At 58.9% G+C, this 26,107-nt stretch carries 24 protein-coding genes and 1 other RNA gene; 18 read left to right on the top strand and 7 right to left on the bottom strand.

The window, feature by feature from the left end:
• The first annotated feature begins 108 nt into the window (after positions 1-108).
• The 5 genes from EYC95_RS05490 to EYC95_RS05470 all read left to right on the top strand — a co-directional run bounded on the left by EYC95_RS05490 (position 109) and on the right by EYC95_RS05470 (position 7,955).
• Positions 109-1,995, top strand: a complete 1,887-nt coding sequence (locus tag EYC95_RS05490) for a DUF1302 domain-containing protein (protein WP_131059456.1) — start codon at positions 109-111, stop codon at positions 1,993-1,995.
• Between the two features lie 27 nt (positions 1,996-2,022).
• The gene (locus EYC95_RS05485; RefSeq protein WP_131059455.1) at positions 2,023-3,387 is read left to right on the top strand and encodes a DUF1329 domain-containing protein; all 1,365 of its coding nucleotides are present in this window, start codon (positions 2,023-2,025) and stop codon (positions 3,385-3,387) included.
• A gap of 289 nt (positions 3,388-3,676) precedes the next feature.
• Positions 3,677-6,415 carry a LuxR C-terminal-related transcriptional regulator gene (locus EYC95_RS05480; protein ID WP_131059454.1) on the top strand — a complete coding sequence of 913 codons (2,739 nt, stop codon included), beginning with the start codon at positions 3,677-3,679 and terminating at the stop codon, positions 6,413-6,415.
• Positions 6,416-6,503: 88 nt separating this feature from the next.
• Positions 6,504-7,145 (top strand): MBL fold metallo-hydrolase, encoded by a 642-nt coding sequence (locus EYC95_RS05475; RefSeq protein ID WP_010458191.1) that lies wholly within the window; start codon positions 6,504-6,506, stop codon positions 7,143-7,145.
• 102 nt (positions 7,146-7,247) lie between these two features.
• Complete coding sequence (locus EYC95_RS05470) at positions 7,248-7,955, top strand: OmpA family protein (RefSeq protein ID WP_131059453.1); 708 nt, start codon at positions 7,248-7,250, stop codon at positions 7,953-7,955.
• 261 nt (positions 7,956-8,216) lie between these two features.
• Here EYC95_RS05470 and EYC95_RS05465 read toward each other — a convergent pair whose 3' ends face one another.
• Positions 8,217-8,651, bottom strand: coding sequence for a YhcB family protein (locus EYC95_RS05465; protein WP_131059452.1), 435 nt, complete (start codon positions 8,649-8,651; stop codon positions 8,217-8,219).
• Positions 8,652-8,795: 144 nt separating this feature from the next.
• On the opposite strand from EYC95_RS05465, the gene EYC95_RS05460 reads away from it, so the two are divergent.
• From EYC95_RS05460 to zapE, 3 genes are all read left to right on the top strand, one after another.
• Entirely contained in the window at positions 8,796-9,425 is a 630-nt protein-coding gene (locus EYC95_RS05460) for an alpha/beta hydrolase (protein ID WP_131059451.1), read from the top strand.
• A 24-nt stretch (positions 9,426-9,449) separates the two neighbouring features.
• Positions 9,450-10,805 (top strand): tryptophan--tRNA ligase, encoded by a 1,356-nt coding sequence (locus tag EYC95_RS05455; RefSeq protein ID WP_131059450.1) that lies wholly within the window; start codon positions 9,450-9,452, stop codon positions 10,803-10,805.
• 90 nt (positions 10,806-10,895) lie between these two features.
• Complete coding sequence (gene zapE, locus EYC95_RS05450; protein ID WP_131059449.1) at positions 10,896-11,990, top strand: cell division protein ZapE; 1,095 nt, start codon at positions 10,896-10,898, stop codon at positions 11,988-11,990.
• A 182-nt stretch (positions 11,991-12,172) separates the two neighbouring features.
• Here zapE and EYC95_RS05445 read toward each other — a convergent pair whose 3' ends face one another.
• Positions 12,173-13,069, bottom strand: a complete 897-nt coding sequence (locus tag EYC95_RS05445) for a GlxA family transcriptional regulator (RefSeq protein WP_178083822.1) — start codon at positions 13,067-13,069, stop codon at positions 12,173-12,175.
• Positions 13,070-13,314: 245 nt separating this feature from the next.
• Between EYC95_RS05445 and EYC95_RS05440 the strand changes: the two genes are divergently transcribed.
• Positions 13,315-14,451 (top strand): acyl-CoA dehydrogenase family protein, encoded by a 1,137-nt coding sequence (locus tag EYC95_RS05440; RefSeq protein WP_131059447.1) that lies wholly within the window; start codon positions 13,315-13,317, stop codon positions 14,449-14,451.
• A 103-nt stretch (positions 14,452-14,554) separates the two neighbouring features.
• On the opposite strand, the gene EYC95_RS05435 is transcribed toward EYC95_RS05440, so the two are convergent.
• Positions 14,555-15,595, bottom strand: a complete 1,041-nt coding sequence (locus EYC95_RS05435) for an NADP(H)-dependent aldo-keto reductase (protein WP_131059446.1) — start codon at positions 15,593-15,595, stop codon at positions 14,555-14,557.
• 245 nt (positions 15,596-15,840) lie between these two features.
• On the opposite strand from EYC95_RS05435, the gene rplM reads away from it, so the two are divergent.
• The 7 genes from rplM to EYC95_RS05400 all read left to right on the top strand — a co-directional run bounded on the left by rplM (position 15,841) and on the right by EYC95_RS05400 (position 20,728).
• The gene (gene rplM, locus EYC95_RS05430) at positions 15,841-16,269 is read left to right on the top strand and encodes a 50S ribosomal protein L13 (RefSeq protein ID WP_007905295.1); all 429 of its coding nucleotides are present in this window, start codon (positions 15,841-15,843) and stop codon (positions 16,267-16,269) included.
• 14 nt (positions 16,270-16,283) lie between these two features.
• Positions 16,284-16,676, top strand: a complete 393-nt coding sequence (rpsI, locus tag EYC95_RS05425; protein ID WP_003216038.1) for a 30S ribosomal protein S9 — start codon at positions 16,284-16,286, stop codon at positions 16,674-16,676.
• A 267-nt stretch (positions 16,677-16,943) separates the two neighbouring features.
• Positions 16,944-17,537: a ubiquinol-cytochrome c reductase iron-sulfur subunit gene (petA, locus tag EYC95_RS05420; RefSeq protein WP_131059445.1), complete on the top strand. Its 594-nt coding sequence runs from the start codon at positions 16,944-16,946 to the stop codon at positions 17,535-17,537.
• Positions 17,537-18,748: a cytochrome bc complex cytochrome b subunit gene (locus EYC95_RS05415; protein WP_131059444.1), complete on the top strand. Its 1,212-nt coding sequence runs from the start codon at positions 17,537-17,539 to the stop codon at positions 18,746-18,748. Before petA ends, EYC95_RS05415 begins: the two co-directional genes overlap by 1 nt.
• Positions 18,748-19,530, top strand: coding sequence for a cytochrome c1 (locus EYC95_RS05410; RefSeq protein ID WP_131059443.1), 783 nt, complete (start codon positions 18,748-18,750; stop codon positions 19,528-19,530). The genes EYC95_RS05415 and EYC95_RS05410 overlap by 1 nt, the downstream gene beginning before the upstream one ends.
• Positions 19,531-19,680: 150 nt before the next feature.
• Positions 19,681-20,298, top strand: a complete 618-nt coding sequence (locus EYC95_RS05405; protein ID WP_027922678.1) for a glutathione S-transferase N-terminal domain-containing protein — start codon at positions 19,681-19,683, stop codon at positions 20,296-20,298.
• Between the two features lie 16 nt (positions 20,299-20,314).
• Positions 20,315-20,728 (top strand): ClpXP protease specificity-enhancing factor, encoded by a 414-nt coding sequence (locus EYC95_RS05400; RefSeq protein WP_008155980.1) that lies wholly within the window; start codon positions 20,315-20,317, stop codon positions 20,726-20,728.
• 165 nt (positions 20,729-20,893) lie between these two features.
• Here the strand turns inward: EYC95_RS05400 and EYC95_RS05395 are convergent, their stop codons facing one another.
• The 4 genes from EYC95_RS05395 to EYC95_RS05380 all read right to left on the bottom strand — a co-directional run bounded on the left by EYC95_RS05395 (position 20,894) and on the right by EYC95_RS05380 (position 24,340).
• Positions 20,894-21,472: a BON domain-containing protein gene (locus EYC95_RS05395; RefSeq protein ID WP_131059442.1), complete on the bottom strand. Its 579-nt coding sequence runs from the start codon at positions 21,470-21,472 to the stop codon at positions 20,894-20,896.
• A complete protein-coding gene (locus EYC95_RS05390; protein ID WP_008025961.1) occupies positions 21,469-22,062 on the bottom strand; it encodes a phosphoheptose isomerase in 594 nt (197 codons plus the stop codon). Before EYC95_RS05390 ends, EYC95_RS05395 begins: the two co-directional genes overlap by 4 nt.
• A gap of 104 nt (positions 22,063-22,166) precedes the next feature.
• Entirely contained in the window at positions 22,167-22,529 is a 363-nt protein-coding gene (locus EYC95_RS05385; protein WP_007904371.1) for a YraN family protein, read from the bottom strand.
• On the bottom strand, positions 22,529-24,340 hold the full coding sequence (locus EYC95_RS05380) for a penicillin-binding protein activator (RefSeq protein ID WP_131059441.1): 1,812 nt from the start codon (positions 24,338-24,340) through the stop codon (positions 22,529-22,531). The genes EYC95_RS05385 and EYC95_RS05380 overlap by 1 nt, the downstream gene beginning before the upstream one ends.
• Positions 24,341-24,515: 175 nt before the next feature.
• Between EYC95_RS05380 and rsmI the strand changes: the two genes are divergently transcribed.
• A complete protein-coding gene (gene rsmI / locus EYC95_RS05375; protein WP_165557428.1) occupies positions 24,516-25,421 on the top strand; it encodes a 16S rRNA (cytidine(1402)-2'-O)-methyltransferase in 906 nt (301 codons plus the stop codon).
• A gap of 76 nt (positions 25,422-25,497) precedes the next feature.
• Positions 25,498-25,851: RNase P RNA component class A (gene rnpB / locus EYC95_RS05370), an RNA gene on the top strand.
• The last annotated feature ends 256 nt before the right edge of the window (positions 25,852-26,107 follow it).

The raw sequence follows: 26,107 nt of genomic DNA, 5'->3' as shown, positions 1-26,107 counted from the left end.
GGGGCGATGCAATTTTGGAGTGACTTCGGGACGCCTTGGCTCCTCGTCACCCACAACGTTTTTAGAAGTGCTAACTGCCATAACAATAATGCACATGGAGTAGCGTCGATGACATCAGTAAACAAGTTCTGGCGCCGGGCGAAATTGCCCCTGGCGGTCAGTCTCGCCTCTTCGCTCGCCGGGCCTGCATTCGGCGTCAGTTTCAACGTTGGTGAAATCGAAGGTCAGTTCGACTCTTCCCTGTCGATCGGTGCCAGTTGGTCGACCGAGAGCGCCAACAAGAACCTCATCGGCGTCAACAACGGTGGCCGCGGTCTGTCCCAGACCTCCGATGACGGTCACTTGAATTTCGAGAGCGGTAAAACCTTCTCGAAGATCTTCAAGGGCATCCATGACCTTGAATTGAAATATGGCGACACCGGCGTTTTCGTCCGTGGAAAATACTGGTACGACTTTGAACTGAAGGACGAAAGCCGTCCGTTCAAGGACATCAGCGACAGCAACCGCAAGGAAGGCGCCAAGTCCGCCGGCGGTCAGATCCTCGACGCCTTCGTCTACCACAACTACTCCGTTGCCGATCAGCCGGGTTCCGTGCGTCTGGGCAAGCAGGTAGTGAGCTGGGGTGAAAGTACCTTCATCGGCGGCGGCATCAACTCAATCAACCCGATCGACGTGTCCGCGTTCCGTCGTCCGGGTGCCGAGATCAAGGAAGGCCTGATCCCGGTCAACATGTTCTATGTGTCCCAGAGCCTGACCGAAAACCTGTCGGCTGAAGCGTTCTATCAGCTGGAATGGGACCAGACCGTTGTCGATAACTGCGGCACGTTCTTTTCTCAACCGGACATCGTCGCCGACGGTTGCGACACCAACTTGCGCGTGCTGAACAAGCGCTCGCAGATTCCAGCCGTTGCGTTGGGGCCGTTGGCCGCCAACGGCGTTAATGTCAACGACGAAGGCGTCCTGGTCCGTCGTGGCCCGGACCGTGATGCACGAGACAGCGGCCAGTGGGGCGCGTCCCTCAAGTACATGTTCGAGCCGCTGGACACCGAATTCGGTGCCTACTTCATGAACTACCACAGCCGTGCGCCGATCTTCAGCGCCACGGGCGCGCCACAGTCGGTCTATAACACCGCTGCTGCACTGCCAGGCCCGTTCGCCGCACTCGCGCCGTTGCTGGTGGCCGGTAACTCGAAATACTTCATCGAATACCCGGAAGACATTCGCCTCTACGGCCTGAGCTTCTCCACCACCCTGCCTACCGGTACGGCGTGGAGCGGTGAACTGAGCTACCGTCCGAACGCGCCGGTGCAGCTCAACTCCACCGACATCCTGTTCGCCGGTGTACGTCCTCTGGGCGGCGCCCTGGGCAACGCTTCGCTGCTCTCTGCCGGCCCGGGTCAAGATCTGCACGGCTATCGTCGTAAAGAAATCACCCAGTTCCAGACCACCCTGACGCACTTCTTTGACCAAGTCATGGGCGCAAGCCGTTTGACCCTGGTGGGCGAAGTGGGCGTAACTCACGTCGGCGGCCTGGAAAGCACCTCCGACGTTCGTTATGGCCGCGACCCGGTCTACGGCCCGGGTGAATTGCCAGCCACTGGCACGGTGAATACGTGCGTGGCACTCAACACCAGCACCATCAACGGCGCCGGCCCGGGTACTGCGACCAACAACCGCAGCCGCAACTGCAACGACGAAGGTTTCACCACGTCCACTTCGTGGGGTTATCGCGGTCGTGCCATCTGGGAATACAACGACGTGTTCGCCGGTGTGAACCTCAAGCCGAACGTGGCCTGGTCCCACGACGTCAGCGGTTACTCGCCAGGCCCTGGCGGCAACTTCGAGGAAGGTCGCAAAGCGGTCAGCCTGGGCGTTGATGCCGAATACCAGAACACCTACACCGCGAGCCTGGCGTACACCAACTTCTTCGACGGCAAGTACACCACCGTGGATGACCGCGACTTCGTTGCGCTCAGCTTCGGCGTGAACTTCTAAGCACTGATTATCAGGACGAACACACCTATGAAAATAACCAAGAGTCTGTTCCACGCCGGTGTTCTGGGGCTTTCGCTGCTGGCGACCAGCGTCATGGCGGCAGTGCCTGCCGCCGAAGCGGACAAATTGGGCAAGAGCCTGACCCCGATGGGCGCCGAGATGGCGGGCAACGCTGACGGGTCTATTCCGGCCTGGAAACCGATGGCGAAAAACGCTGGCAACGTCGACGGCAAAGGCTTCCTGTCCGATCCGTTCGCTAGTGAAAAGCCGCTGTTCACCATCACTGCGCAGAACGTCGACCAGTACAAGGACAAGCTCGCACCGGGCCAGTACGCGATGTTCAAGCGCTACCCGGAAACCTTCAAGATCCCGGTCTACCCGTCCCATCGCGGCGCCACCGTGCCGGATGCCGTGTTTGCCTCCATCAAGAAAAACGCCACCAGCACCAACCTGGTGTCTGGCGGCAACGGCCTGGAAAACTTCGAAACCGCAGTTCCGTTCCCGATCCCGAAGACCGGCGTTGAAGTCATCTGGAACCACATCACCCGCTATCGCGGTGGCAGCGTGACCCGCCTGGTAACTCAGGCCACGCCACAACCGAATGGCTCGTACAGCCTGGTGTACTTCCAGGACCAGTTCGTGTTCCGCGACAAGATGAAGGATTACGATCCGGCGAACCCGGGCAACATCCTGTTCTACTTCAAGCAGAAAGTGACCGCGCCGGCACGTCTGGCCGGTGGTGTGCTGCTGGTGCACGAAACCCTCGACCAGGTTAAAGAGCCGCGTTCGGCGTGGGTCTACAACGCTGGTCAACGTCGTGTGCGTCGTGCGCCACAAGTGTCCTATGACGGGCCGGGTACTGCGGCGGATGGCCTGCGGACCTCCGACAACCTGGACATGTACAACGGTGCGCCGGATCGCTACGACTGGAAACTCGAAGGCAAGAAAGAGATGTACATTGCCTCCGACAGCTACAAACTCGACTCGCCGCAACTGAAGTACGCCGACATCATCAAGGCCGGTCATATCAACCAGGACCTGGCTCGCTATGAGCTGCGCCGGGTCTGGCATGTGGTTGCCACCTTGAAGGAAGGTCAACGTCACATCTACGCCAAACGTGACTTCTACATCGACGAAGACACTTGGCAAGCTGCGGTGATCGACCACTACGACGGTCGTAACCAACTGTGGCGGGTGGCGGAAGCTCACTCCCAGAACTACTACAACGTTCAAGTGCCGTGGTACACCCTGGAAACCTTGTACGACCTGCAATCGGGCCGTTACCTGGCACTGGGCATGAAGAACGAAGAGAAGTCGGCATATGACTTCGGCTTCACCGCGACCACCAGCGATTTCACACCCGCTGCACTGCGTCAGGAGGGGGTTCGCTAACCTGCACTGAACCGAGGCCGCATCCTCGAAAAACGCCCCGACTGGTTCGGGGCGTTTTTTTTTTTGCCTGGTCATCCATGCATCCGTAGGAGCGAAGCTTGCTCGCGAAGGCGTCCGTATCTACATCGCATGTTTTCAGATACACCGCGTCATCCCCGATCGCGGGCAAGCCTCGCTCCTACATTCTTTTTGTAGCCATTTGTAGCAATAACCTTCATTCCCTCTTCGTTTACCGATAGTCTGCGGACATCTGCAACGCCGCCACCCGCAATTCAAACAAGAGCCGGCCATGACTGATCTGTCCCCACTCCCGGGCCCTGCAAGCGTTGCCGTCGCGGCACTGGACGGGCGCTTTTTTCGGCCCCCGTTGCCTGACGGCCATGTGCTGCGGCCTCGTCTGTGCGAGCGCCTGAGTGCCGGCCTCGGTGGCAGGCTGTTGCTGGTCAGCGCACCCGCCGGGTTCGGCAAAAGTTCATTGGCGGTGGAGTTCTGCCAGGGGCTGCCGGCCCATTGGCACAGTCTGTGGCTGGGGTTGAGTCCTCGAGACAGCGATCCTGGCCGTTTCCTCGAGCGCATGCTCGAAGGTCTTCAGGACTACTTTCCGAAGCTCGGCAGCCAGGCCCTGGGCCTGCTGAAAATGCGCCAGCGCCATCAGCCATTCGCCTTCGAAGAATGGCTCGATGGTCTGCTTGATGAGCTGGCCATCCACCTTTCGCCGATGACACCTTTGCTGCTGGTGCTGGATGACTATCATCTGGCCCAGGGCCCGGTGCTCGATCGCTGCCTGCAGTTTTTCCTCAATCATTTACCCGATGGCTTGCTGGTCATGGTGACCAGTCGACAGCGTCCGGACTGGCACCTGGCGCGTTTGCGCCTGTCACGGCAACTGCTCGAGTTGCATGAGCACGACCTTCGCCTGACCCACGATGAAGCCCTCACGTTGCTTGATCGACACAGCACCTCCTTGCGTGGCGAGGCCTTGGAAAGCCTGATCCAGCGCAGTGAAGGCTGGGTCGCCGGTCTGCGTTTCTGGTTGCTGGCGGCCTCTGAGGCGGGCACCGACGGTGCGTTGCCGCAGTCGTTGCATGGCGGGGAAGGGTTGATTCGCGATTACCTGCTCGAAGAAGTCATCGATTGCCTGCCCGCCGAAGTGCAGTCATTCCTTTACGACACCGCGCCTCAGGAACGTTTTTGCAGCGAGCTCTGCGATGCCGTTCGCGAGGCCCATGACAGTGCCGAAATTCTGCGTTTCCTTCAGGCGCACCAAGTGTTCCTGGTGCCGCTGGACGAGCACGGCCACTGGTATCGCTATCACCACCTGTTTTCCGACCTGCTGCGTACCCGGCCAACCGCTCAGTCGATAGTGCCGGCCGCCAGTCTGCATCTGCGCGCCTGTCGCTGGTTCAATGCTCAGGGGTTGATCGATGAGGCAGTGGAGCAGGCATTGCGGGCCGGGCATCAGGACGTTGCGGCGAACCTGGTGCAAAACCTCTCTGAAGAACAACTGCTCGCCGAACAGAACGTCGGCATGCTGCTGCGCTGGAAAATGGACTTGCCCGACAGCCTGTTGATCAGCACGCCGCGGCTGATCGTGCTTTACAGCTGGGCCTTGGGGCTGGCCTGTCAGCTGGACGCTGCCGAGGAGCTGGCGGCCCACTTGAGCCGCTTCCTGCCTGCCCCGTCGGCCACCGCGCAGAAGTCCATGCTGGCGCAATGGCTGGCGCTGAGCGGCATCATCGCCCGGGGCCGAGGCAATCGCGCGCTCACGCAACTCTACTGCACCGAAGCGCTGGAGAGCCTGCCAGCCAAGCGCTACGGGCAACGTCTGATGTGTCTTTCGACCCTGTCCAACCTGGCGATCGCCGATGGCGACCTGTGGCGTGCACGCAGCTTGAACCGCGAATCGCTGGAATTGGCGCAGCGGGTCGGCAACCCACTGTTCGAAGCGCTGGCCCATTACGACCGCGCGCGCGTGTTGCAAGCGCGTGGGGAAATCATGCGCTCGCTGCAAGAAGTCCGTCAGGGCCTGCAACGTCTGCAAGGGTTATCCCCGCAACGGCTTTACGCCGTGCGTGCGCGCCTGACCTTGTACGAGGGCTTTTTGCTGGCTGTGCGCTTGCAACCGCAAGCCGCGCGGGCGCGTTTACAAGCCGGGTTGAGTGAAGCCCGAGCCTGTCGTGATATCAGCGTATTGATCGGCCACTGCGTGATCGCCCGGCTGGAGGGCAGCAGCGGCGAGTTCGCCAAAGCCTTCGCCGAACTCGCCGAAGCCGAACGCCTGATGCACATCTGGGACGTGCCGCCGATCTATTACCTGGCGATGATCACCCTGGTCAAATGCGAACTCTGGCTGGCTCAGGGGCGTACCGATCTGGCCGAAGCCTGGCTGGCGCGACTGGGCCAGACCTACAACGGCGACCACGCGGCAGCGCCGCCGGAATTCCATCCACAGCTGCCGCTGCATATCGAATTGCAGCAAGCCTTGCTGGAGGTGATTCAGGGGCAACCGATGCTGGCCGAGGGGCGTTTGAACGCGTTGCTTGAGCATGGGCAGAAATCGGGACGACAAATGCTCAGCGTGATGGCGCTGACTCAAAAAATTACCCTGTTGTTGGCTGGCGGTCGTGAACCCGAGGCCCGCAAGGCGCTGGTCCAGGCGTTGGAAGCGGCAACCGGCGGCGTCCTGCAACCGTTCGACGGATTGCTGGCTGAACACCCGGACTGGCTGCGCGGGCAACTGCAACTCTGCGCCCAAACAGCTGTTTCGCAAAACCTTGTAGAAAAACTTCCTGCCGCTGCCTCACGTCCGGCGTTGGAGTTATCCCCAGGCGCGGAGACGCTCAGCACCCGTGAGCTGGCCGTCCTGCAACTGATTGCCCAGGGTTGCTCAAACCAGGAGATCAGCGATCAGCTGTTCATTTCCTTGCACACGGTGAAAACCCATGCCAGCCACATCAACAGCAAACTTGGAGTTGAGCGGCGTACACAGGCGGTGGCGCGGGCCAAAGAGTTGGGCTTGCTGAAGTAGCGCATTTTCGAGATCTGCCGGGTCCACAAAAAGACTTGATACGGTTTTGTGCCAATATTGCCCATCCTTGTTTTCCGAGCATGCCCAGATGTCCCAGCAGCCCACCCTGATTCGCGAAACCTTCCCCGTCGGCCCGTTGCAATGCAACTGCACGATCATCGGCGATCCGATCACCAAAAAAGCCATCGTGGTCGACCCTGGCGGCAATCACGAACTGATCCTCGCGCGCCTCGACGCCTTGGGACTGAAAGTGGTCAGCATCATCCATACCCATGCGCACCTGGATCACTTCCTGGCCTCCGGTCAGCTCAAGGAGAAAACCGGCGCGACTCTGCACCTGCATAAAGAAGATCAGTTCCTTTGGGACAATCTGGAGATGCAGTGCCAGATGTTCGGTGTGCCTTACACGCCGGTGCCGTCGCCGGACCGCTGGTTGGCCGACGATGAAGAGCTGGCCTGTGGTTGCGGCGTGGCGCTGCACACGCCGGGTCATACACCGGGTTCCATGAGCTTTTGGTTTTCCGAGGCTAAGCTGCTGATTGCCGGAGACACGTTGTTTCGTCGTGGGGTAGGGCGCACGGATTTGTGGGGTGGCGATCAGGCGACCATCGTGCGGTCGATCAAGCAGCGGCTTTATACGCTCGACGAAGAGGCGACTGTCGTGACCGGGCATGGTCCGGACACGCGCCTGGGCGATGAAATGCGCGAGAACCCTTTTGTGCGGGCTTAAATGTAACCGACGGAATTTTCGTCGGCCAAAATGATCCAACGCCCGCAAAGGTCCAATGCCTTAGTCTGTTGCACCACAGAATGCAAAAACCAGGAGCTCTTCATGTTCACCAAGCAGCGTTTGATTATTGTCGCTACGGCTGTGGCCTTGCTGTCTGGCTGCGCCTCGCCTAACCCTTACGACAACCAGGGCCAGGCCGACGGTGGCTCCACGGGCATGAGCAAAACCGCAAAATACGGTGGCCTCGGCGCGCTGGCCGGTGCGCTGGCCGGTGCCGCCATCGGTCACGACAACCGTGGCAAGGGCGCGCTGATTGGCGCCGCCGTGGTAGGTGCTTCCGCTGCCGGTTACGGTTATTACGCTGACCAGCAAGAGAAGAAGCTGCGTGCCAGCATGGCCAATACCGGTGTCGAAGTGCAGCGTCAGGGCGATCAGATCAAGCTGATCATGCCGGGCAACATCACGTTCGCCACCGATTCGGCGAATATCGCCTCCAGCTTCTACCAGCCGCTGAACAACCTGGCAGGCTCGCTCAAGGAGTTCAGCCAGAACCAGATCGAAATCGTCGGCTACACCGACAGCACGGGTGCCCGTCAGCACAACATGGACCTGTCCCAGCGTCGGGCCCAGAGCGTGGCGACTTACCTGACCTCGCAAGGTGTCAGCGGCGCCAACCTGTCGGCTCGCGGTGCCGGGCCGGATAACCCGATTGCCAGCAACGGTGACGTCAATGGCCGGGCGCAGAACCGCCGGGTCGAGGTCAACCTGAAGGCGATTCCGGGCCAGCAGTATTCGCAACCGACCCAGTAGTGACCGCAAAAGCCTGACTGAACCCCAGGCAAAAAGCCCGCCCGATCCTCAGCAGATCGGGCGGGTTTTTTTGTCGCCAGCACTGGCCCCATCGCGAGCAGGCTCGCTCCCACAGGTGACCGCGAACCGATCCAACACTCGGTCCACTGTGGGAGCGAGCCCGCTCGCGATGGGGCCAGAACTGGCGATGAAAACTTCAGAATTAAAAAAAGCCCCCGGACAATCACTCGTCCGAGGGCTTTTTTGTGTCGTGAAACCTGATTACTTCTTCAGGCCGTAATGTTCATCGAGCATGCCCGGCGCGTTCGGGGCTTTGGGGGCGTAGTCGCGAGGCGGCTCCTGATTGCGCGGTGGCGTCAGGCGTTCCCGTGGTGCCACGGCAGCGTCGGCGTGCAGGGCGGCCAGCAAGCGTTGACGAGTCTGCTCGTCCAGGGCCAGGCGGTTGGCACCCTCGGCGAGGTGATCCTGCACTTCCTGATAGCTCGCAGTGAGTTTCTTGACCAGTGTTGCAGTGCTGTTGAAGTGGGTGACCACTTCGTTCTGATAACTGTCGAAACGTTCCTGAATGTCATCCAGCTGACGTTGTGTGCTGCTAGGCGCAGCATTCGGCACCAGGCGAGCGATCAGGAAACCAATGGCGACACCCACAACCAGGGCAAGAGTCGGCAACAACCAAACTAAGAGCGAGTGTTCCACGAGTCCTTCCTCTATAAACGGCTTTGCTTTACGTTAACGGCTCGAACCTGCGCTGTATACCGCGATTCACTCGCAATAGATTGGCACAGACAATTTGCTAGACGAGTCGACCCGATTCGAGGTCACGGAGTTCCTTCCTTGCTTATGCGCGAAACCCCTGTAGTGATTGATGGCCCGGTCGGCCAATTGGAAGCCCTTTACCTCGACAATGAGCAGCCGCGCGGCATCGCGCTGATCTGTCATCCGAACCCGGTGCAGGGCGGCACCATGCTCAACAAAGTGGTCTCGACCCTGCAGCGCACGGCGCGCGACGCTGGTTTGATTACTTTGCGTTTCAACTACCGGGGCGTCGGTGCCAGCGAAGGCAGCCACGACATGGGTACCGGTGAAGTCGATGACGCCCAGGCAGCGGCCGAATGGCTGCGGGCCAAACATCCTGACATGCCGCTGACCCTGTTCGGATTCTCCTTCGGCGGTTTTGTTGCAGCAAGTCTCGGCGGACGCCTGGAAGCCAAGGGCGAACAGCTGAAACATCTGTTCATGGTCGCGCCAGCGGTCATGCGCCTTGGCGATCAGGATCAACTGCCGCAAAACGGTGCACTGACCCTGATCCAGCCGGAAACCGACGAAGTCATCGATCCGCAAGCCGTCTACGATTGGTCCTCGACACTCGAACGCCCCCATGAGCTGCTGAAAGTGGCAGAATGCGGACACTTTTTTCATGGCAAGCTGACCGATCTCAAGGATCTGATCCTGCCGCGTCTTTCGAATTGATTGCAGTCTGACAAGCGATTACCCATGACGACTCGTACCCGCATCCTCACCGGCATCACCACCACCGGCACGCCGCACCTGGGCAACTACGCCGGCGCCATCCGCCCGGCGATCGTCGCCAGCCGTGACAGCAACGCCGATTCGTTCTACTTCCTGGCCGACTACCACGCCCTGATCAAATGCGATGACCCGCTGCGCATCCAGCGCTCGCGTCTGGAAATCGCCGCGACCTGGCTGGCCGGTGGCCTGGACGTGGACCGCGTAACCTTTTATCGCCAGTCCGACATCCCGGAAATCCCCGAGCTGACCTGGTTGCTGACCTGTGTTGCCGCCAAGGGTCTGCTCAACCGTGCCCACGCCTACAAGGCGTCGGTGGACAAGAACGTTGAAACCGGAGAAGACCCGGACGCCGGCATCACCATGGGCTTGTACAGCTACCCGGTGCTGATGGCGGCGGACATTCTGATGTTCAACGCCCATAAGGTTCCGGTCGGTCGTGACCAGATCCAGCACGTGGAGATGGCCCGTGACATCGGCCAGCGCTTCAACCACTTGTTCGGCCAAGGCAAAGAATTCTTCACCATGCCCGAGGCACTGATCGAAGAAAGCGTCGCCACGCTGCCAGGCCTCGACGGTCGAAAAATGTCGAAGAGCTACGACAACACCATTCCGTTGTTCAGCAGCGCCAAGGAAATGAAGGACGCCATTTCGCGGATTGTCACCGACTCCCGTGCGCCAGGCGAGGCGAAAGATCCAGACAATTCGCACCTGTTCACCTTGTTCCAGGCCTTCGCCACCCCTGCGCAGTCCGATGAATTCCGCAGCGAACTGTTGCAGGGTCTGGGTTGGGGCGAAGCGAAGAATCGTCTGTTCCAGTTGCTGGACAGTGAGCTGGGCGAATCCCGCGAGCGTTATCACCAGCTGATTGAGCGCCCGGCGGACCTGGAAGACATCCTGCAGATCGGCGCCAAAAAGGCGCGTTCGGTCGCCACGCCGTTCCTTCACGAACTGCGTGAAGCGGTCGGCCTGCGCTCTTTTGTGGCCCAGACCAAAGTCGCTGCCACCACCAAGAAGAAAGCCGCGAAGGCTGCGCGTTTTGTCAGCTTCCGCGAAGAAGACAGCAGTTTCCGTTTCCGTCTGCTGGCGGCCGATGGCGAGCAACTGCTGCTGTCGCGCAACTTCGCTGACGGTAAAACCGCCGGCCAGGTGACCAAGCAGTTGCAGTCGGGTCAGCCGTTGGATGTGCGCAGTGAAGACCGCAGCTTCAGCGTCTGGCTGGAAGGCGAGTGCGTGGCCGACAGCCCGACGTTTGCTGACGATACTGCTCGCGATCTCGCCATCGATGCCTTGCGGGTTGCACTGACGCCTGTTCAGGAATAATCAGCGGCTCGGTCCGACCAAGGGCCGATTGCCATTCCCACGGGCCGTCGCTACAGTGACGGCCCGTTTTTGTTGCCTTGCTAACGAATTATGACGCCCCTAGAACGATATCAAGCTGATCTGAAACGCCCGGAATTCTTCCATGACGCCTCGCAGGAAACTGCGGTGCGCCATTTGCAGCGCCTGTACGACGATCTGGTCGCTGCGTCGAACAACAAGCCGGGCCTGCTCGGCAAACTGTTTGGCAAAAAAGAACAGGCACCGGTCAAGGGTCTGTATTTCTGGGGCGGCGTTGGCCGCGGCAAGACTTACCTGGTCGACACCTTCTTCGAAGCGCTGCCGTTCAAGGAAAAGGTCCGCACGCACTTCCACCGCTTCATGAAGCGTGTGCACGAAGAGATGAAGACCCTCGGCGGTGAGAAGAACCCGCTGACCATCATTGCCAAGCGCTTCTCTGACGAAGCCCGGGTGATCTGTTTCGATGAATTCTTCGTGTCCGACATCACCGATGCGATGATCCTCGGCACGCTGATGGAAGAGCTGTTCAAGAACGGCGTGACCCTGGTCGCGACCTCGAACATCGTGCCGGACGGTCTGTACAAGGATGGCCTGCAACGTGCGCGCTTCCTGCCGGCCATTGCGCTGATCAAGCAGAACACTGACATCGTCAACGTCGACAGCGGCGTCGATTATCGTCTGCGTCACCTCGAACAAGCCGAGCTGTTCCACTTCCCGCTGGACGAAGCCGCGCATGAAAGCCTGCGCAAGAGCTTCCGCGCCCTGACACCGGAATGCACGGCGGCCATCGAGAATGACGTGCTGATGATCGAGAATCGTGAGATTCGCGCACTGCGTACCTGTGATGACGTGGCCTGGTTCGACTTCCGCGAACTGTGCGACGGCCCGCGTAGCCAGAACGATTACATCGAACTGGGCAAGATCTTCCACGCCGTATTGCTCAGCGGTGTCGAGCAGATGAGCGTCACCACCGACGACATCGCCCGACGCTTTATCAACATGGTCGACGAGTTCTACGACCGTAACGTCAAGCTGATCATCTCGGCTGAAGTCGAGCTCAAAGACCTCTACACCGGCGGTCGCTTGAACTTCGAGTTCCAGCGCACGCTTAGCCGTCTGCTGGAAATGCAGTCGCACGAATTTTTGTCCCGGGCGCATAAGCCTTAAACAGATTCGGCATACAAAAAGGGCCTGCAATTGCAGGCCCTTTTTTATGTCCAGAGTTCACTGCAAACCTTGTAGGAGTGAGCCTGCTCGCGATAGCGGTGTGTCAGTCACATCAATGCTGATGGACGGGCGCGATCGCGAGCAGGCTCACTCCTACATGGGTTTTGTGTGTGGATAGAGAACTACGCAGCTTGCTGAAACTGCTGCCGATACTGGTTCGGCGACAGCTCGGTGTGCTGGCGAAACAACCGCGCAAAGAAGCTCGCATCGTCGTAGCCGACTTCATAACTGATGGTCTTGATGCTCTTGCGGCTACCCGACAGCAAGCCCTTGGCCGTCTCGATACGCAGGCGTTGCAGGTAATGCAGCGGCTTGTCGCCGGTGGCGGTCTGGAAGCGGCGCATGAAGTTGCGGATGCTCATGCCGTGTTCGCGGGCGACGTCTTCGAAGCGGAATTTGTCGGCGAAGTGTTCTTCGAGCCAGTGCTGGATCTGCAAGATGATCACGTCCTGGTGCAACTTCTGTCCGCCGAACCCGATGCGTCCTGGCGAGTAGCTGCGCTGCACTTCGTAGAGAATATCCCGGGCCACGGCCTGGGATACGCTGGCGCCGCAGAAGCGTTCGATCAGGTAGATGTAGAGGTCGCAGGCCGAGGTGGTGCCGCCCGCGCAATACAGGTTGTCCGCGTCGGTCAGGTGCTTGTCCTGATTGAGTTGAACCCGTGGGAAGCGTTCGGCGAAGGCATTGAAGAAACGCCAGTACGTGGTCGCTTCCTTGCCGTCGAGCAGCCCGGCCTCAGCCAGCCAGAACACCCCGGTGGCTTCACCGCAGAGTACTGCGCCGCGAGCATGTTGCTGGCGCAACCAGGGCAGGACCTGTGGATAACGTTGGCAAAGGGTGTCGAAATCGTCCCAGAAGGCTGGAAGGACAATGATGTCGGCGTTTTCCAGGCCGCCGTCCACCGGCATGATCACGTCACTGAAGCTGTTCACCGGTTTGCCGTCGGGGCTGACCAGTCGGGTTTCGAACGCCGGAGTCAGGCCCTGACCCAGTTGTTTGCCATAGCGCAGGCTGGCCAAGTGGAAGAAATCCTTTGCTTGCATGAGGGTGGAAGCGAAAACCCGGTCGATAGCCAGGATGCTGACGCGCCGCAAGGGCGTGGAGACTTGGTTAGACATAATTCAACTTTATTCTTATAGGGGAAAGTGGTCACCAGACGGCTGGATCGTCTTATTTTTTGTCTGATGTGTCCAGTGTCCTGTATCGGATGCGAGGCTTAGTCTCTGAAGGTCAACTCCTTCTAACAATTAACGACAGGTGCCGCATGATCCCCAGAACCTTGTTCAGTTCCGAGCACGAATTGTTTCGCGACAGCGTGCGAACGTTCCTCGAAAAAGAGTCCGTGCCGTTCCATGGGCAATGGGAAAAACAAGGCTTCATCGACCGTAAACTCTGGAACAAGGCGGGGGAGGCGGGGATGCTCTGCTCGCACCTGCCGGAGGAGTACGGCGGGCTGGGGGCGGATTTTCTCTACAGCGCGGTGGTGATCGAAGAGGTGGGTCGTCTCGGCCTGACCGGCATCGGTTTTTCCCTGCATTCCGACATTGTGGCGCCGTACATCCTGCACTACGGCAGTGAAGCGCTGAAGCACAAATACCTGCCGAAACTGGTGTCCGGAGAAATGGTGACAGCCATTGCCATGACCGAGCCGGGCGCCGGTTCCGACCTGCAAGGGGTGAAAACCACCGCTGTGCTGGATGGCGACGAGTACGTGATCAACGGGTCCAAGACGTTCATCACCAACGGCTATCTGGCTGACCTGGTGATTGTCGTGGCCAAGACGGATCCGAAGGCGGGCGCGAAGGGTACCAGTCTGTTTCTGGTCGAGGCCAATACGCCAGGCTTCGACAAGGGCAAGCGCCTGGAAAAAGTCGGCATGAAGGCGCAGGACACTTCGGAGCTGTTCTTCCAGGACGTGCGGGTACCGAAGGAAAACCTGCTGGGGCAAGCCGGAATGGGCTTCGCTTACCTGATGCAGGAGTTGCCTCAGGAGCGCCTTACTGTCGCTATCGGCGGGCTAGCTTCGGCCGAAGCCGCGTTGAAGTGGACGCTGGATTACACCCGTGAGCGCAAGGCGTTCGGCAAGGCGATTGCCGACTTCCAGAACACGCGCTTCAAGCTGGCGGAAATGGCGACTGAAATCCAGATCGGCCGGGTGTTCGTGGATCGCTGCCTGGAGCTGCATCTGCAAGGCAAGCTGGATGTGCCGACGGCAGCGATGGCCAAGTACTGGGGCACTGACCTGCAATGCAAGGTGCTCGACGAATGCGTGCAGTTGCATGGCGGTTACGGGTTCATGTGGGAATACCCGATTGCCCGGGCGTGGGCGGATGCGCGGGTGCAGCGGATTTATGCGGGGACCAATGAAATCATGAAGGAGATTATTGCCAGGTCGCTTTGATGCTGCGGTGACTGGTCGGACGCTTTCGCGAGCAAGCCCGCTCCCACAGGTTAAGTGATCTCCTGTGGGAGCGGGCTTGCTCGCGAATGGGTCTATGAATCAATCAAGGAGCCGGATTCGGGTGATCCTTGTGAATCGCCTCAATCCCCTCCAGCACTTCATCGGAAAGTTTCAGCTCGAAACTGGCAATGTTGCTCTCCAGCTGTTCCATGGTGGTCGCGCCGATGATGTTGCTGGTCACGAACGGCTGCTGAGTGACAAACGCCAACGCCATCTGCGCCGGGTCCAGGCCGTGTTCACGGGCCAGTGCCACATAACGACTGCACGCAGCTTCCGACTGTGGGTTGAAATAGCGGCTGAAGCGGCTGTAGAGGCTCAAGCGACATTTTGGAGGGCGCGCGCCACCCTCGTACTTGCCCGACAGGAAACCGAACGCCAGCGGCGAATAGGCGAGCAGGCCGCACTGTTCGCGGATGGCGATTTCCGCCAGGCCGACTTCGAAGCTGCGGTTGAGCAGGTTGTACGGGTTCTGGATCGATACGGCGCGCGGCCAGCCACGGGCTTCGGCCAGGGCGAGGAAGCGCATGGTGCCCCACGGCGTTTCATTGGACAGGCCGATGTGGCGAATCTTGCCGGCCTTGACCTGTTCGTCCAGCGCTTCGAGGGTGTCCTCCAGCGGCGTCAGGTTGGCTTCGATCTTGTGTTTATAGCCCAGTTGGCCGAAGAAGTTGGTGCTGCGTTCCGGCCAGTGCAGCTGATAAAGGTCGATGTAGTCGGTTTGCAGGCGCTTGAGGCTCGCGTCCACGGCTGCGGTGATGTGCTGGCGGTTGTGCCGCAGGTTTTTGTCGCGGATGTAATCGATGGTGTTGCCGGGGCCGGCGATCTTGCTGGCCAGGATCCAGTCGGCGCGATCACCGCGACTTTTGAAGTAATTGCCGATGTAGCGTTCGGTGGTGGCGTAGGTTTGGGCCTTGGGTGGCACCGGGTACATCTCGGCGGTATCGATGAAATTGATCCCGGCGTTTTTGGCACTTTCAATCTGGGCGAAGGCTTCAGCCTCGCTGTTTTGCTCGCCCCAGGTCATGGTTCCGAGGCAGATGGCACTCACGTTCAGATTGGTTCGGCCTAGCTGGCGATAGTCCATCGGGTGCTCCTTGGGCAAAACAATCATAAAAGCAGGTTGAAATATTTTTCGCAATCTGCATAATTGCGCACCTCTTTCTGCAGTGGAAGTGATGCGCCGCCGCCGAAGAATCTTGCCGTTGAACGGACGCGCCGACCCGAGCCCCCGAAAGCGTCTGTATCCGGCTGCCTTTGACTTGTCAAAGTACGCACTATTCAGTAAGATCCGCCGTCTAATTTACAGGGCGGCCCCTGAGGCTATAAAGAATGAAAACTTTTACTGCTAAACCGGAAACAGTACAGCGCGACTGGTTTGTCGTCGACGCTGCTGGTCAGACCCTGGGTCGTCTGGCCACCGAAATCGCGAGCCGTCTGCGTGGCAAGCATAAAGCTGAGTACACTCCTCACGTTGACACCGGCGATTACATCGTCGTCATCAATGCCGAGCAGATTCGTGTAACCGGTGCTAAGACCACCGACAAAATCTACTACTCCCACTCCGGTTTTCCGGGCGGCATCAAGTCGATCAACTTTGAAAAGCTGATCGCTAAAGCCCCTGAGCGCGTGATCGAGACCGCGGTCAAGGGCATGCTGCCTAAGAACCCGCTGGGTCGCGACATGTATCGTAAGCTGAAAGTCTATGCGGGCGCTGTACACCCTCATACTGCTCAGCAGCCCCAAGAACTGAAGTTTTAACGGAATAGTTCATTATGTCGGCGACTCAAAATTACGGCACTGGCCGTCGCAAGACCGCAACCGCACGCGTTTTCCTGCGTCCGGGTACTGGTAACATCTCCATCAACAACCGCACCCTGGAAAATTTCTTCGGCCGCGAAACTGCCCGCATGGTAGTTCGTCAGCCGCTGGAACTGACTGAGACTGTCGAGAAATTCGACATCTACGTCACCGTGATCGGTGGTGGTGTAAGTGGTCAAGCTGGCGCAATCCGCCACGGTATCACTCGCGCACTGATGCAGTACGACGAAACCCTGCGTGGCGCTCTGCGCAAAGCTGGCTTCGTTACTCGCGATGCTCGTGAAGTTGAACGTAAGAAAGTTGGTCTGCGTAAAGCGCGTAAGCGTCCGCAGTACTCGAAGCGTTAATTCGCTTTCGCGTTCAAAAAGAACGCCCAGTTTCCTCGCGAAGCTGGGCGTTTTTTTATGGGCGCGATTTATCAAAGAATTGCTCTGTGACAACTTGCCACAGCCGTAGAAGCCCTATACTGCAAGGCTTGGCAGTGGAGCCCCTCGGTAATTACCTTGTCAGAATTGGGGCTTTTCATTACCATTCGGCAAAATTTTTATAAGTTCAGATTTTTACTTAGTAGACGCCTGATTTAACAGGCCACAAAGCTGATGGGAGAGGACTGAATGAGCAATGACGGCGTGAATGCAGGCCGGCGTCGCTTCTTGGTAGCAGCCACATCCGTGGTGGGTGCTGCAGGAGCGGTGGGGGCTGCGGTCCCGTTCGTGGGGTCATGGTTTCCCAGTGCCAAGGCGAAAGCCGCAGGTGCACCGGTGAAGGTGAATGTCAGCAAAATCGAGCCAGGTCAGCAGATGATTGCTGAGTGGCGCGGTCAGCCGGTGTTCATTGTCCGCCGTACCGAGGAAATCCTGGGGAATCTGAAAAAGATCGAGGGCCAGCTGTCTGACCCGACCTCCAAGAACTCGACACAACCGACCTATGTCGACCCGGAAACGCGTTCGATCAAGCCAGAAGTCCTGCTGCTGATCGGTATCTGCACGCACCTGGGTTGCTCGCCGACCTTCCGTCCAGAAGTGGCGCCTGTGGATCTGGGCAAGGACTGGGTAGGTGGATATTTCTGCCCTTGCCACGGTTCCCACTACGATCTGGCTGGTCGCGTCTACAAGTCGCAACCTGCGCCTTTGAACCTGCCAGTTCCCCCGCATTCCTATGAGACCGATGACATCATTGTCATTGGCGTCGATACGGAGAAAGCGTGATGAGCAAGTTCATGGATTGGGTTGATGCGCGCTTTCCCGCGACCAAAATGTGGGAAGACCATCTCAGCAAGTACTACGCCCCGAAGAACTTCAACTTCTTCTATTTCTTTGGCTCCCTTGCACTGCTCGTTCTGGTCAACCAGATCGTTACCGGTGTCTGGCTGACCATGAGCTACACCCCGTCGGCGGAAGAAGCATTCGCCTCCGTCGAATACATCATGCGCGACGTTGAGTACGGCTCGATCCTGCGTCTGTTGCACGCGGTCGGCGCTTCGATGTTCTTCATCGTGGTTTATCTGCACATGTTCCGTGGCTTGCTCTACGGTTCGTACCAGAAGCCGCGTGAGCTGGTGTGGGTTTTCGGCATGCTGATCTACCTGGCGCTGATGGCTGAAGCCTTCATGGGTTACCTGCTGCCGTGGGGCCAGATGTCCTACTGGGGTGCCCAAGTGATCATCTCGCTGTTCGGTGCGATCCCGGTCATCGGCAACGATCTGACTCAGTGGATCCGTGGTGACTACCTGATTTCCGGTATCACCCTGAACCGCTTCTTCGCCTTGCACGTTGTTGCCTTGCCGATCGTGATCCTCGGTCTGGTGGTGCTGCACGTTCTGGCGCTGCACGAAGTCGGTTCGAACAACCCGGACGGCGTGGACATCAAGAAACACAAAGACGAAAACGGCGTACCGCTGGACGGCATTGCCTTCCATCCGTACTACACCATGAAAGATATCGTCGGCGTGGTGGTGTTCCTGTTCATCTTCTGCTCGATCGTGTTCTTCTTCCCTGAAATGGGCGGCTACTTCCTCGAGAAGCCGAACTTTGAAGTGGCGAACGCCTTCAAGACGCCAGAGCACATCGCTCCGGTCTGGTACTTCACGCCGTTCTACGCGATTTTGCGGGCGGTTCCGGACAAGCTTCTGGGCGTTATCGCCATGGGCGCCGCCATCGCGGTGCTGTTCGTCCTGCCATGGCTGGACCGAAGCCCGGTCAAGTCGATGCGCTACAAAGGCTGGCTGAGCAAAATCTGGCTGGTGGTGTTCTGCGTTTCGTTCGTCATCCTCGGCATTCTGGGTGTTCTGGCCCCGACGCCAGGCCGTACATTGCTGTCGCAGGTGTGTACCTTCCTGTACTTCGCCTACTTCATTCTGATGCCTTTCTACACCAGGCTCGAGAAGACCAAACCGGTTCCGGAAAGGGTGACTGGCTGATGAAAAAGCTATTTGCTGTACTGATTCTTGCTGCTATGCCTGTGTTCTCGTTCGCGTCGACAGCGGGTGCTCCTGAGCTGGAAAAGGTCGACATCGACGTTTCCGACAAGGCTGCAATGCAGGATGGCGCACGTACTTTTGCCAACTACTGCATGGGCTGTCACAGCGCCAAGTTCCAGCGTTACGAGCGTGTCGCCGATGATCTGGGCATCCCGCACGACCTGATGCTCTCGAAGCTGGTGTTCACCGGCGCCAAGATCGGCGATCACATGAGCATCGGCATGCAGCCGGCGGACGCCAAGACCTGGTTCGGTGCGGCACCGCCCGACCTGACCCTGGTCGCCCGCGTTCGTGGTACTGACTGGCTCTACGGTTACCTGCGTTCGTTCTATGAAGACCCATCGCGTCCCTGGGGCGTGAACAACAAGGTCTTCCCGAACGTCGGGATGCCTAACGTTCTGGTCGGCCTGCAGGGTCGTCAGGTGGTAGGCTGCAAACAAGTTCAAATCGTCGAAGACGGCAAGAAGCAATACGATCCGCTGACCGGTACGGCTCTGACTCATGAGGCGTGTGACCAGCTGACCGTGGTGCCAAAAACCGGCACGCTGAACGCAGAGCAATTCGATGAGAAGGTCAAGAATCTGGTGACCTTCCTGGCCTACTCGGCCAACCCGGTGAAGCTGCAGCATCAGCGCATCGGTACCTATGTGTTGCTGTACCTGGCGTTCTTCTTTGTATTCGCATACTTGCTCAAGCGTGAATACTGGAAAGACATCCATTGATAAAGCTGTAAGCAATTGCTGTTAATCGCGCGCGCCCAAGGGCGTCTCTGAAGGTGTAACGAGCCTGGTGATCCAGGCGTTACGGGAGGCGCTCTCTGGGCGCGTGCGTTTTTCCGCTTCCGATAATTTCAACAAGCGAGGAGGACCGCCATGGGCGTGACCAATCGGTTGGCCTGTTACTCCGACCCCGCCGACCACTATTCCCACCGAGTGCGCATCGTACTTGCAGAGAAGGGTGTCAGCGCAGAGATCATTTACGTGGAAGCTGGTCGCCAGCCGCCTAAACTGATTGAAGTGAACCCTTACGGAAGCCTGCCCACCCTGGTCGATCGTGACCTGGCGTTGTGGGAGTCGACCGTGGTGATGGAATATCTGGATGAGCGTTACCCGCACCCGCCCTTGCTGCCGGTTTATCCTGTGGCGCGTGCCAACAGCCGTCTGCTGATTCATCGTATTCAGCGTGACTGGTGTGGTCTGGTGGATCTGATCCTGGATTCGAAGACCAAGGAAGCCGCCCGCGTCGTGGCTCGTAAAGAGTTGCGTGAAAGCCTGACTGGCGTGTCGCCGTTGTTCGCCGACAAGCCGTTTTTCCTCAGTGAGGAACAAAGTCTGGTGGATTGCTGCCTATTGCCAATACTCTGGCGTTTGCCGATTTTAGGTATTGAACTGCCGCGGCCTGCCAAGCCGCTGCTTGATTACATGGAGCGCTCGTTTGCGCGTGAGGCTTTCCAGGCGAGTCTGTCTGGCGTCGAACGCGATATGCGCTAAGGCTTAAGGAGCCGCTATGAACTCCAGTCGACCTTATCTGGTCCGCGCGCTCTACGAGTGGATTGTGGATAACGATTGCACCCCTCACATGCTGGTCAATTCCGAGTATCCGTCGGTGCAGGTGCCTCAGGGTTTTGCCAGTGACGGACAGATTGTCCTGAACGTATCACCGGCTGCCGTGCGTCATCTGCACATGGACAACGAGGCGGTCAGCTTCGAAGGGCGCTTCGGTGGCGTGCCACACACCCTGTACGTGCCTATTGCATCGATCCTGGGTATTTACGCCCGGGAGAATGGTCAGGGCATGGTGTTCGATCTGGAATCGCCGATGGAAGACGAGGAAGAGATCGAGCCGGATGATGATATTCCGCCGCCCGACAGCGAGCCGCCGCGTCCCAGCGGTCGACCCAGTTTGAAAGTGGTGAAATAAAAAAAGGGTGATCCGCAAGGATCACCCTTTTTTATTTCATGTAGGAGCCAGCGGTGCGGCGATCCGACTTGCCGGCGAAGGCGTCCTCGAAATCGCCTTCGCCGGCAAGCCTGGCTCCTACAGTGCGAAGGCGTCTTTGAAATCACCTTCGCCGGTAAGCCGGTATCAGTCAATGTACTCAAACAACTTCACAATCTTCTGCACACCGGAAACGCTCTGCACCAGATTGGTGGCCTGCGCCGCTTCCTGCTTGGTCAGCAGGCCCAACAGATAAACGATGCCATTCTCGGTGACGACCTTGATGCGCGAGCCCGGGATGTTCGGGTCGGTGAGCATCTGGGTCTTGATCTTGGAGGTCAGCCAGGTGTCGTTCTGGCGAGCAAGGAAGCCGGAGGGTGGCAGAACCTGCAGCTCGTTATGAACCTTCTTCACGCGCTGGACGGCGGAAGCAGCCTGTTCGGCCTTGGCCTTGAGGTCTGCGGTAGGCGTTTGCCCGGCGAGCAGTACGACACCGTTGAAGCTGGTGACGACAATGTGTGAATCATTGTCCAGGGCAGGATCGGCCTTGGCGACGTTCACGCCGACCTTGGTGTCGATCAGGGAGTCGTCGATCTTGCTGCCGAAGGTGCGCGTGCCGCGGTCATCTTCAATCGGCGCTTCACGGCTGGCGTTCACCACCGAGGTGCAGCCGCTGATGCCGAGGCACAGGGTCAAGGCCAGAAGGCCTAGGCGATTAGGGGTCATTCTTCACTCCCGAACAGTTGGCTGTCGATCAAATCGCAAAGGCAATGGATCGCCAGCAGGTGGACTTCCTGAATACGTGCGGTGACGTTGGCCGGTACGCGAATCTCGACGTCCTCAGGCAATAGCAGCGACGCCATGCCGCCGCCATCGCGACCAGTCAATGCTACGACAATCATTTCGCGATCATGTGCGGCCTGGATCGCTTGAATTATGTTCGCCGAGTTGCCGCTGGTGGAAATTGCCAGCAATACGTCACCCGGCTGGCCGAGGGCGCGGATCTGTTTGGAAAAGATTTCGTTGTAGCTGTAGTCGTTGGCGATCGAGGTGATCGTCGAGCTGTCGGTGGTCAGTGCAATGGCGGGCAGGCTCGGACGTTCGCGCTCGAAGCGGTTTAGCAGCTCGGACGAAAAGTGCTGGGCGTCACCGGCGGAGCCTCCGTTGCCGCAGGACAGCATTTTGCCCTCGTTGAGCAAGGCGTTGACCATCACCTGGCTGGCTTGCTCGATGTGCGGTGCAAGTACGTCCATCGCCATTTGCTTGGTGTCGATACTGGCCTGAAAAAGCTGGCGAATTCGGGATTGCATGTCCATCTGTGTGACCTTAATTAGCGCGGCTACTCGGCACATGAATGTGCAGCCCGCAAAGCAAAGAGCAAAAGTGTTGGGTATAGGTGTCCGCTTCGGGGCGCACGCGATCAGCTGTCGAAGGCATTCTGCAACCAGTTCAACTGATCGAGGTTGCTGTCGATGGCAACCACGTCGAAGCGGCAGGGGGAATTGGCCCAACGCGACTCGCGCTGAAGAAAATACTGCGCGGCGAAAATCAGTTTCTGCCGTTTGCGCCCATCGATGCTGTCGAGCGCTCCACCCCATTGGGTGTTTTTTCTGTAGCGAACTTCAACGAATACTACTGTATCGCCATCAAGCATGACCAGATCAAGCTCGCCGCGTTTACACAACCAGTTCTGCGCCAGCAGGCGCAGACCCTGTTGTTGAAGATGCTCGAGCGCATGGCGCTCGGCATCTTTACCGCTTTGCTGACGTGACCTGTCAGGCATCAGCGCGGGGTATCCGGCAGGCGTTGAACCTGACCGTTGGTGAACTGTGCCCACGGCAACTGGCGCACCACGCGCTGGTTCTGAGTCATGCCCAGGCTGCCCGACTGGCCTTCAATGCGGCTGTCCGGCAGCGCCTTGAGTTGCCCCAGGCGCGGCGCCAGGCGATACGCATCCACGCCCATTGCGTACAGGCGCCCCAGGCTGCCGGCGGCTTGTGGCCATTGCGCGGTGACCTGCTTGCGCAGCGGATCATTGGCGTCCAGCAACCACGGGGTCTCGCAGAAGCGGATGCCGTTCATGTCGTTGTACTGGTTCACGTCGCCGCTGGCACTGAATACGTGGGACGTGGCGTAAACCGGCACATCGCCCGCGTACTGGAAGTTCAGGGTCGGTTTGATCTGCTGGGCCTGTTGCGGAGTCGCGGCCAGGAAGATGAACTCAATGTCCTGACGACGCGAAGGCTGGGCCGCTACCTGCGAGCCAACGGTGCTTTGCAGGCTCTTGGCGCGACCTTCGCTCTGACGCAGCTGGAACATGTCGGCAATCTGCTGGGCCAGTTGAACCGGTTGGTCAACGCGTTCGGTCGCGACGATGCTGCCACCGTTGGCTTGCCAGTCCTGGCTGAACGCTCGCATCACGCGATCGCCCCATTCGCCTTTCGGCACCATGATGGCGGCGCGGTGCAGGCCGTCGGCGCGAGCACGACGAGACACTTCGCGGGCTTCATCTTCAGCGGCCAAACCAAACTGGAACAGCTGAGCCGGACCTTGTTCGCCTTCGCTGTAGTTCAGCGCCAGGGTAGTGATCGGCAGTTGCGGGCGAGCACTTAGCTGTTTGACCAGCGGTTTTTCCAGCGGACCGACCACCAGTTGCACACCGTCGGCCTGGGCCTTGCGGTAGAACTCGTCCATCGAGGTCAGTTTCGAGCTGTCATAGAACTCGATGGCTGGCGGCTTCTGCCCGGCTTGTTGAGCCTGGTAGTGAGCGGCCATGAAACCTTCACGCAGTGCTTTGCCGACCGAGGCCAGCGGACCGTCTTGCGGCAGCAGCAGGGCGATCTTGCTCAGGGGCTGGCTGGCCAGCTCCTTGAGTTTGGTCAGTGGCAGCGGCAGCTGAATGGCGGCCGGGTGTTTAGGGTTCTGTGCGCGCCAGGCGTCGATAGCGGCCTGCTGCTGTTCCAGGGTGCCAGCGGTTTTCACGGCCAGCGCCAGCGCCATCCAGCCGCCGAGGTCGTCGGTGGTGGTTGGCTGCAATTGGTCGGTTGGCAGCGAGGCGATCAGGGTCCAGATCGCTTCGTGGTTTTTGCTCGCCGCCTCACCTTCAAGCATTGGCGCGATGAAGATGCGCTCCCGTGCGGCGGCAAGCGTCTGGCCATCGGCCTCAAGGGCGCGAGCATGGACAGTGCCGGTGCGCACCTGTTGCTCGACCGGCAACTCGCTCAAGCGTTGCAGGCTTGGATGGCTCAAGGCAGTCAACGCCGCCTTGGGCTGGTTGCGCACCATGGCCAGTTCAGCCGCCAGGGTGCTGGCGAAGACTTGTTGGCCGGGCTTGAGTTGTTCCACCGGAACCTGTTGCAGGATTTGCGCGGACTGGCCGGCATTACCCTGACGATAAGCCAGGTCTGCCGCGCTCAGGCGCAACAGCGCGGCTTTTTCCGGATCCTTGCTTTGAGCGGCCTGTTCGAGCAGTTGCTCGATACTGGCATCCGGGGTCCGTGGAAGTTCGCCAAGGCTGGAAGAGGGCGAGCTGGCGCAAGCCGCCAGCAAGGCAGCGAGGCAGAGGGCAGTGAACAGCCGCAGGCAAGCGATCATGTAGTGTTCCTGATACTCGATCAAATTAGCGTGGAATTGTACCCAAGCGCTGGCCGGGGCGCGATGTTACTGGCGTGAATCGATCAATTTAGCTCGTGCAAATGTTGCCGCGCTGCACAAACGCCTGAAAAACCCGAGGCGGGCAGGGCGATCGCAAGCGCCGCTACGCGCTACAATGTCGCCTTTTACCGATCATGAGGTGTGCGCTTTGACTGCTCCAGGTGCTTTGAATTCCGCTGCTGGCTCGCTTTATGTGGTGGCGACGCCCATCGGCAACCTGGACGACATCAGTGCGCGTGCGCTGAAGATCCTGCGCGACGTCGCGTTGATCGCCGCCGAAGACACTCGTCACTCCCAGCGCTTGATGCAGCATTTCGGCATTCCCACGCCGCTGGCAGCCTGTCATGAACATAACGAGCGAGATGAAGGCAGCCGCTTTATCACCCGTTTGTTGGCGGGCGACGACGTGGCGTTGATCTCCGATGCCGGCACGCCGCTGATTTCCGATCCGGGTTATCACTTGGTCCGTCAGGCCCGTGCCGCGGGGATCAATGTGGTGCCGGTTCCGGGGGCCTGTGCATTGATCGCGGCGTTGTCGGCGGCGGGCCTGCCGTCGGACCGCTTCATTTTCGAAGGCTTCTTGCCAGCCAAGGCTGTGGGTCGGCGTGCTCGTCTGGAGCTGGTCAAGGAAGAACCGCGCACATTGATTTTCTATGAAGCGCCACATCGCATCCTTGAGTGCCTGCAAGACATGGAGCTGGTGTTCGGTCCCGAGCGTCCGGCGTTGCTGGCGCGTGAACTGACCAAAACCTTCGAAACCCTTAAAGGTTTGCCGTTGGCCGAGTTGCGCGAGTTCGTCGAGTCGGACAGCAATCAGCAGCGCGGCGAGTGCGTGGTGTTGGTGGCAGGCTGGTCGGCACCCGAGACCGAGGACGCGGTCAGCAGCGAAGCCATGCGCATCCTCAATCTGTTGCTTGAAGAGATGCCGCTCAAGCGCGCAGCGGCATTGGCGGCGCAAATTACCGGTGAGCGCAAGAATGTGCTCTATCAGGTTGCGCTGGATAAACAGAAGGGCGAGTAAAAAACCGACGCGCAGGAGTGGCTTGGGGCGTTTAGCGCTTGTTCTTCGGCCGCTCTGCCGTTAACCTTCGCGGCGGAGAGTCGATTGGACAGTCGCTGCCCTCTATGAAAATTAGGGGGGGGAGGAAAGTCCGGGCTCCATAGGGCGAAGTGCCAGGTAATGCCTGGGAGGCGTGAGCCTACGGAAAGTGCCACAGAAAATAACCGCCTAAGCGCTTCGGCGCCGGTAAGGGTGAAAAGGTGCGGTAAGAGCGCACCGCACGTCTGGCAACAGTTCGTGGCTAGGTAAACCCCACTTGGAGCAAGACCAAATAGGGTCCCAAGGCGTGGCCCGCGCTGGGACCGGGTAGGTTGCTAAAGATGTCCAGTGATGGCCATCGTAGACGAATGACTGTTCAAGACAGAACCCGGCTTACAGATCGACTCTCCACCTTTTTTCCCTCCCTGCTTTAATCATTGAGCAGGGCGCTGGTAGTAGTCTTTTCCCTCCTTCCAGAATCGTTGCCAGAACACTTTCGTAATACCGAAAAAATCTTACTCTTAACAAATTACTTTAACTTTCGAACGCAGCCTTCTGTGCTGATTCAAGTTATTGGACAGATTCATCTGCCAGATTGTCGTTACCCCTCCGTTTACCCTCCTAAATCTCAGTTCTGTAAGGCTTTTCCTTTAATCCGCGCCTTGACG

It is taken from the genome of Pseudomonas sp. BGI-2 (genome assembly GCF_004310295.1).
Classification (GTDB): domain Bacteria; phylum Pseudomonadota; class Gammaproteobacteria; order Pseudomonadales; family Pseudomonadaceae; genus Aquipseudomonas.
The sequence above is the reverse complement of the archived record's forward strand: the minus strand, read 5'-3'. Positions and strand labels throughout refer to the sequence as shown.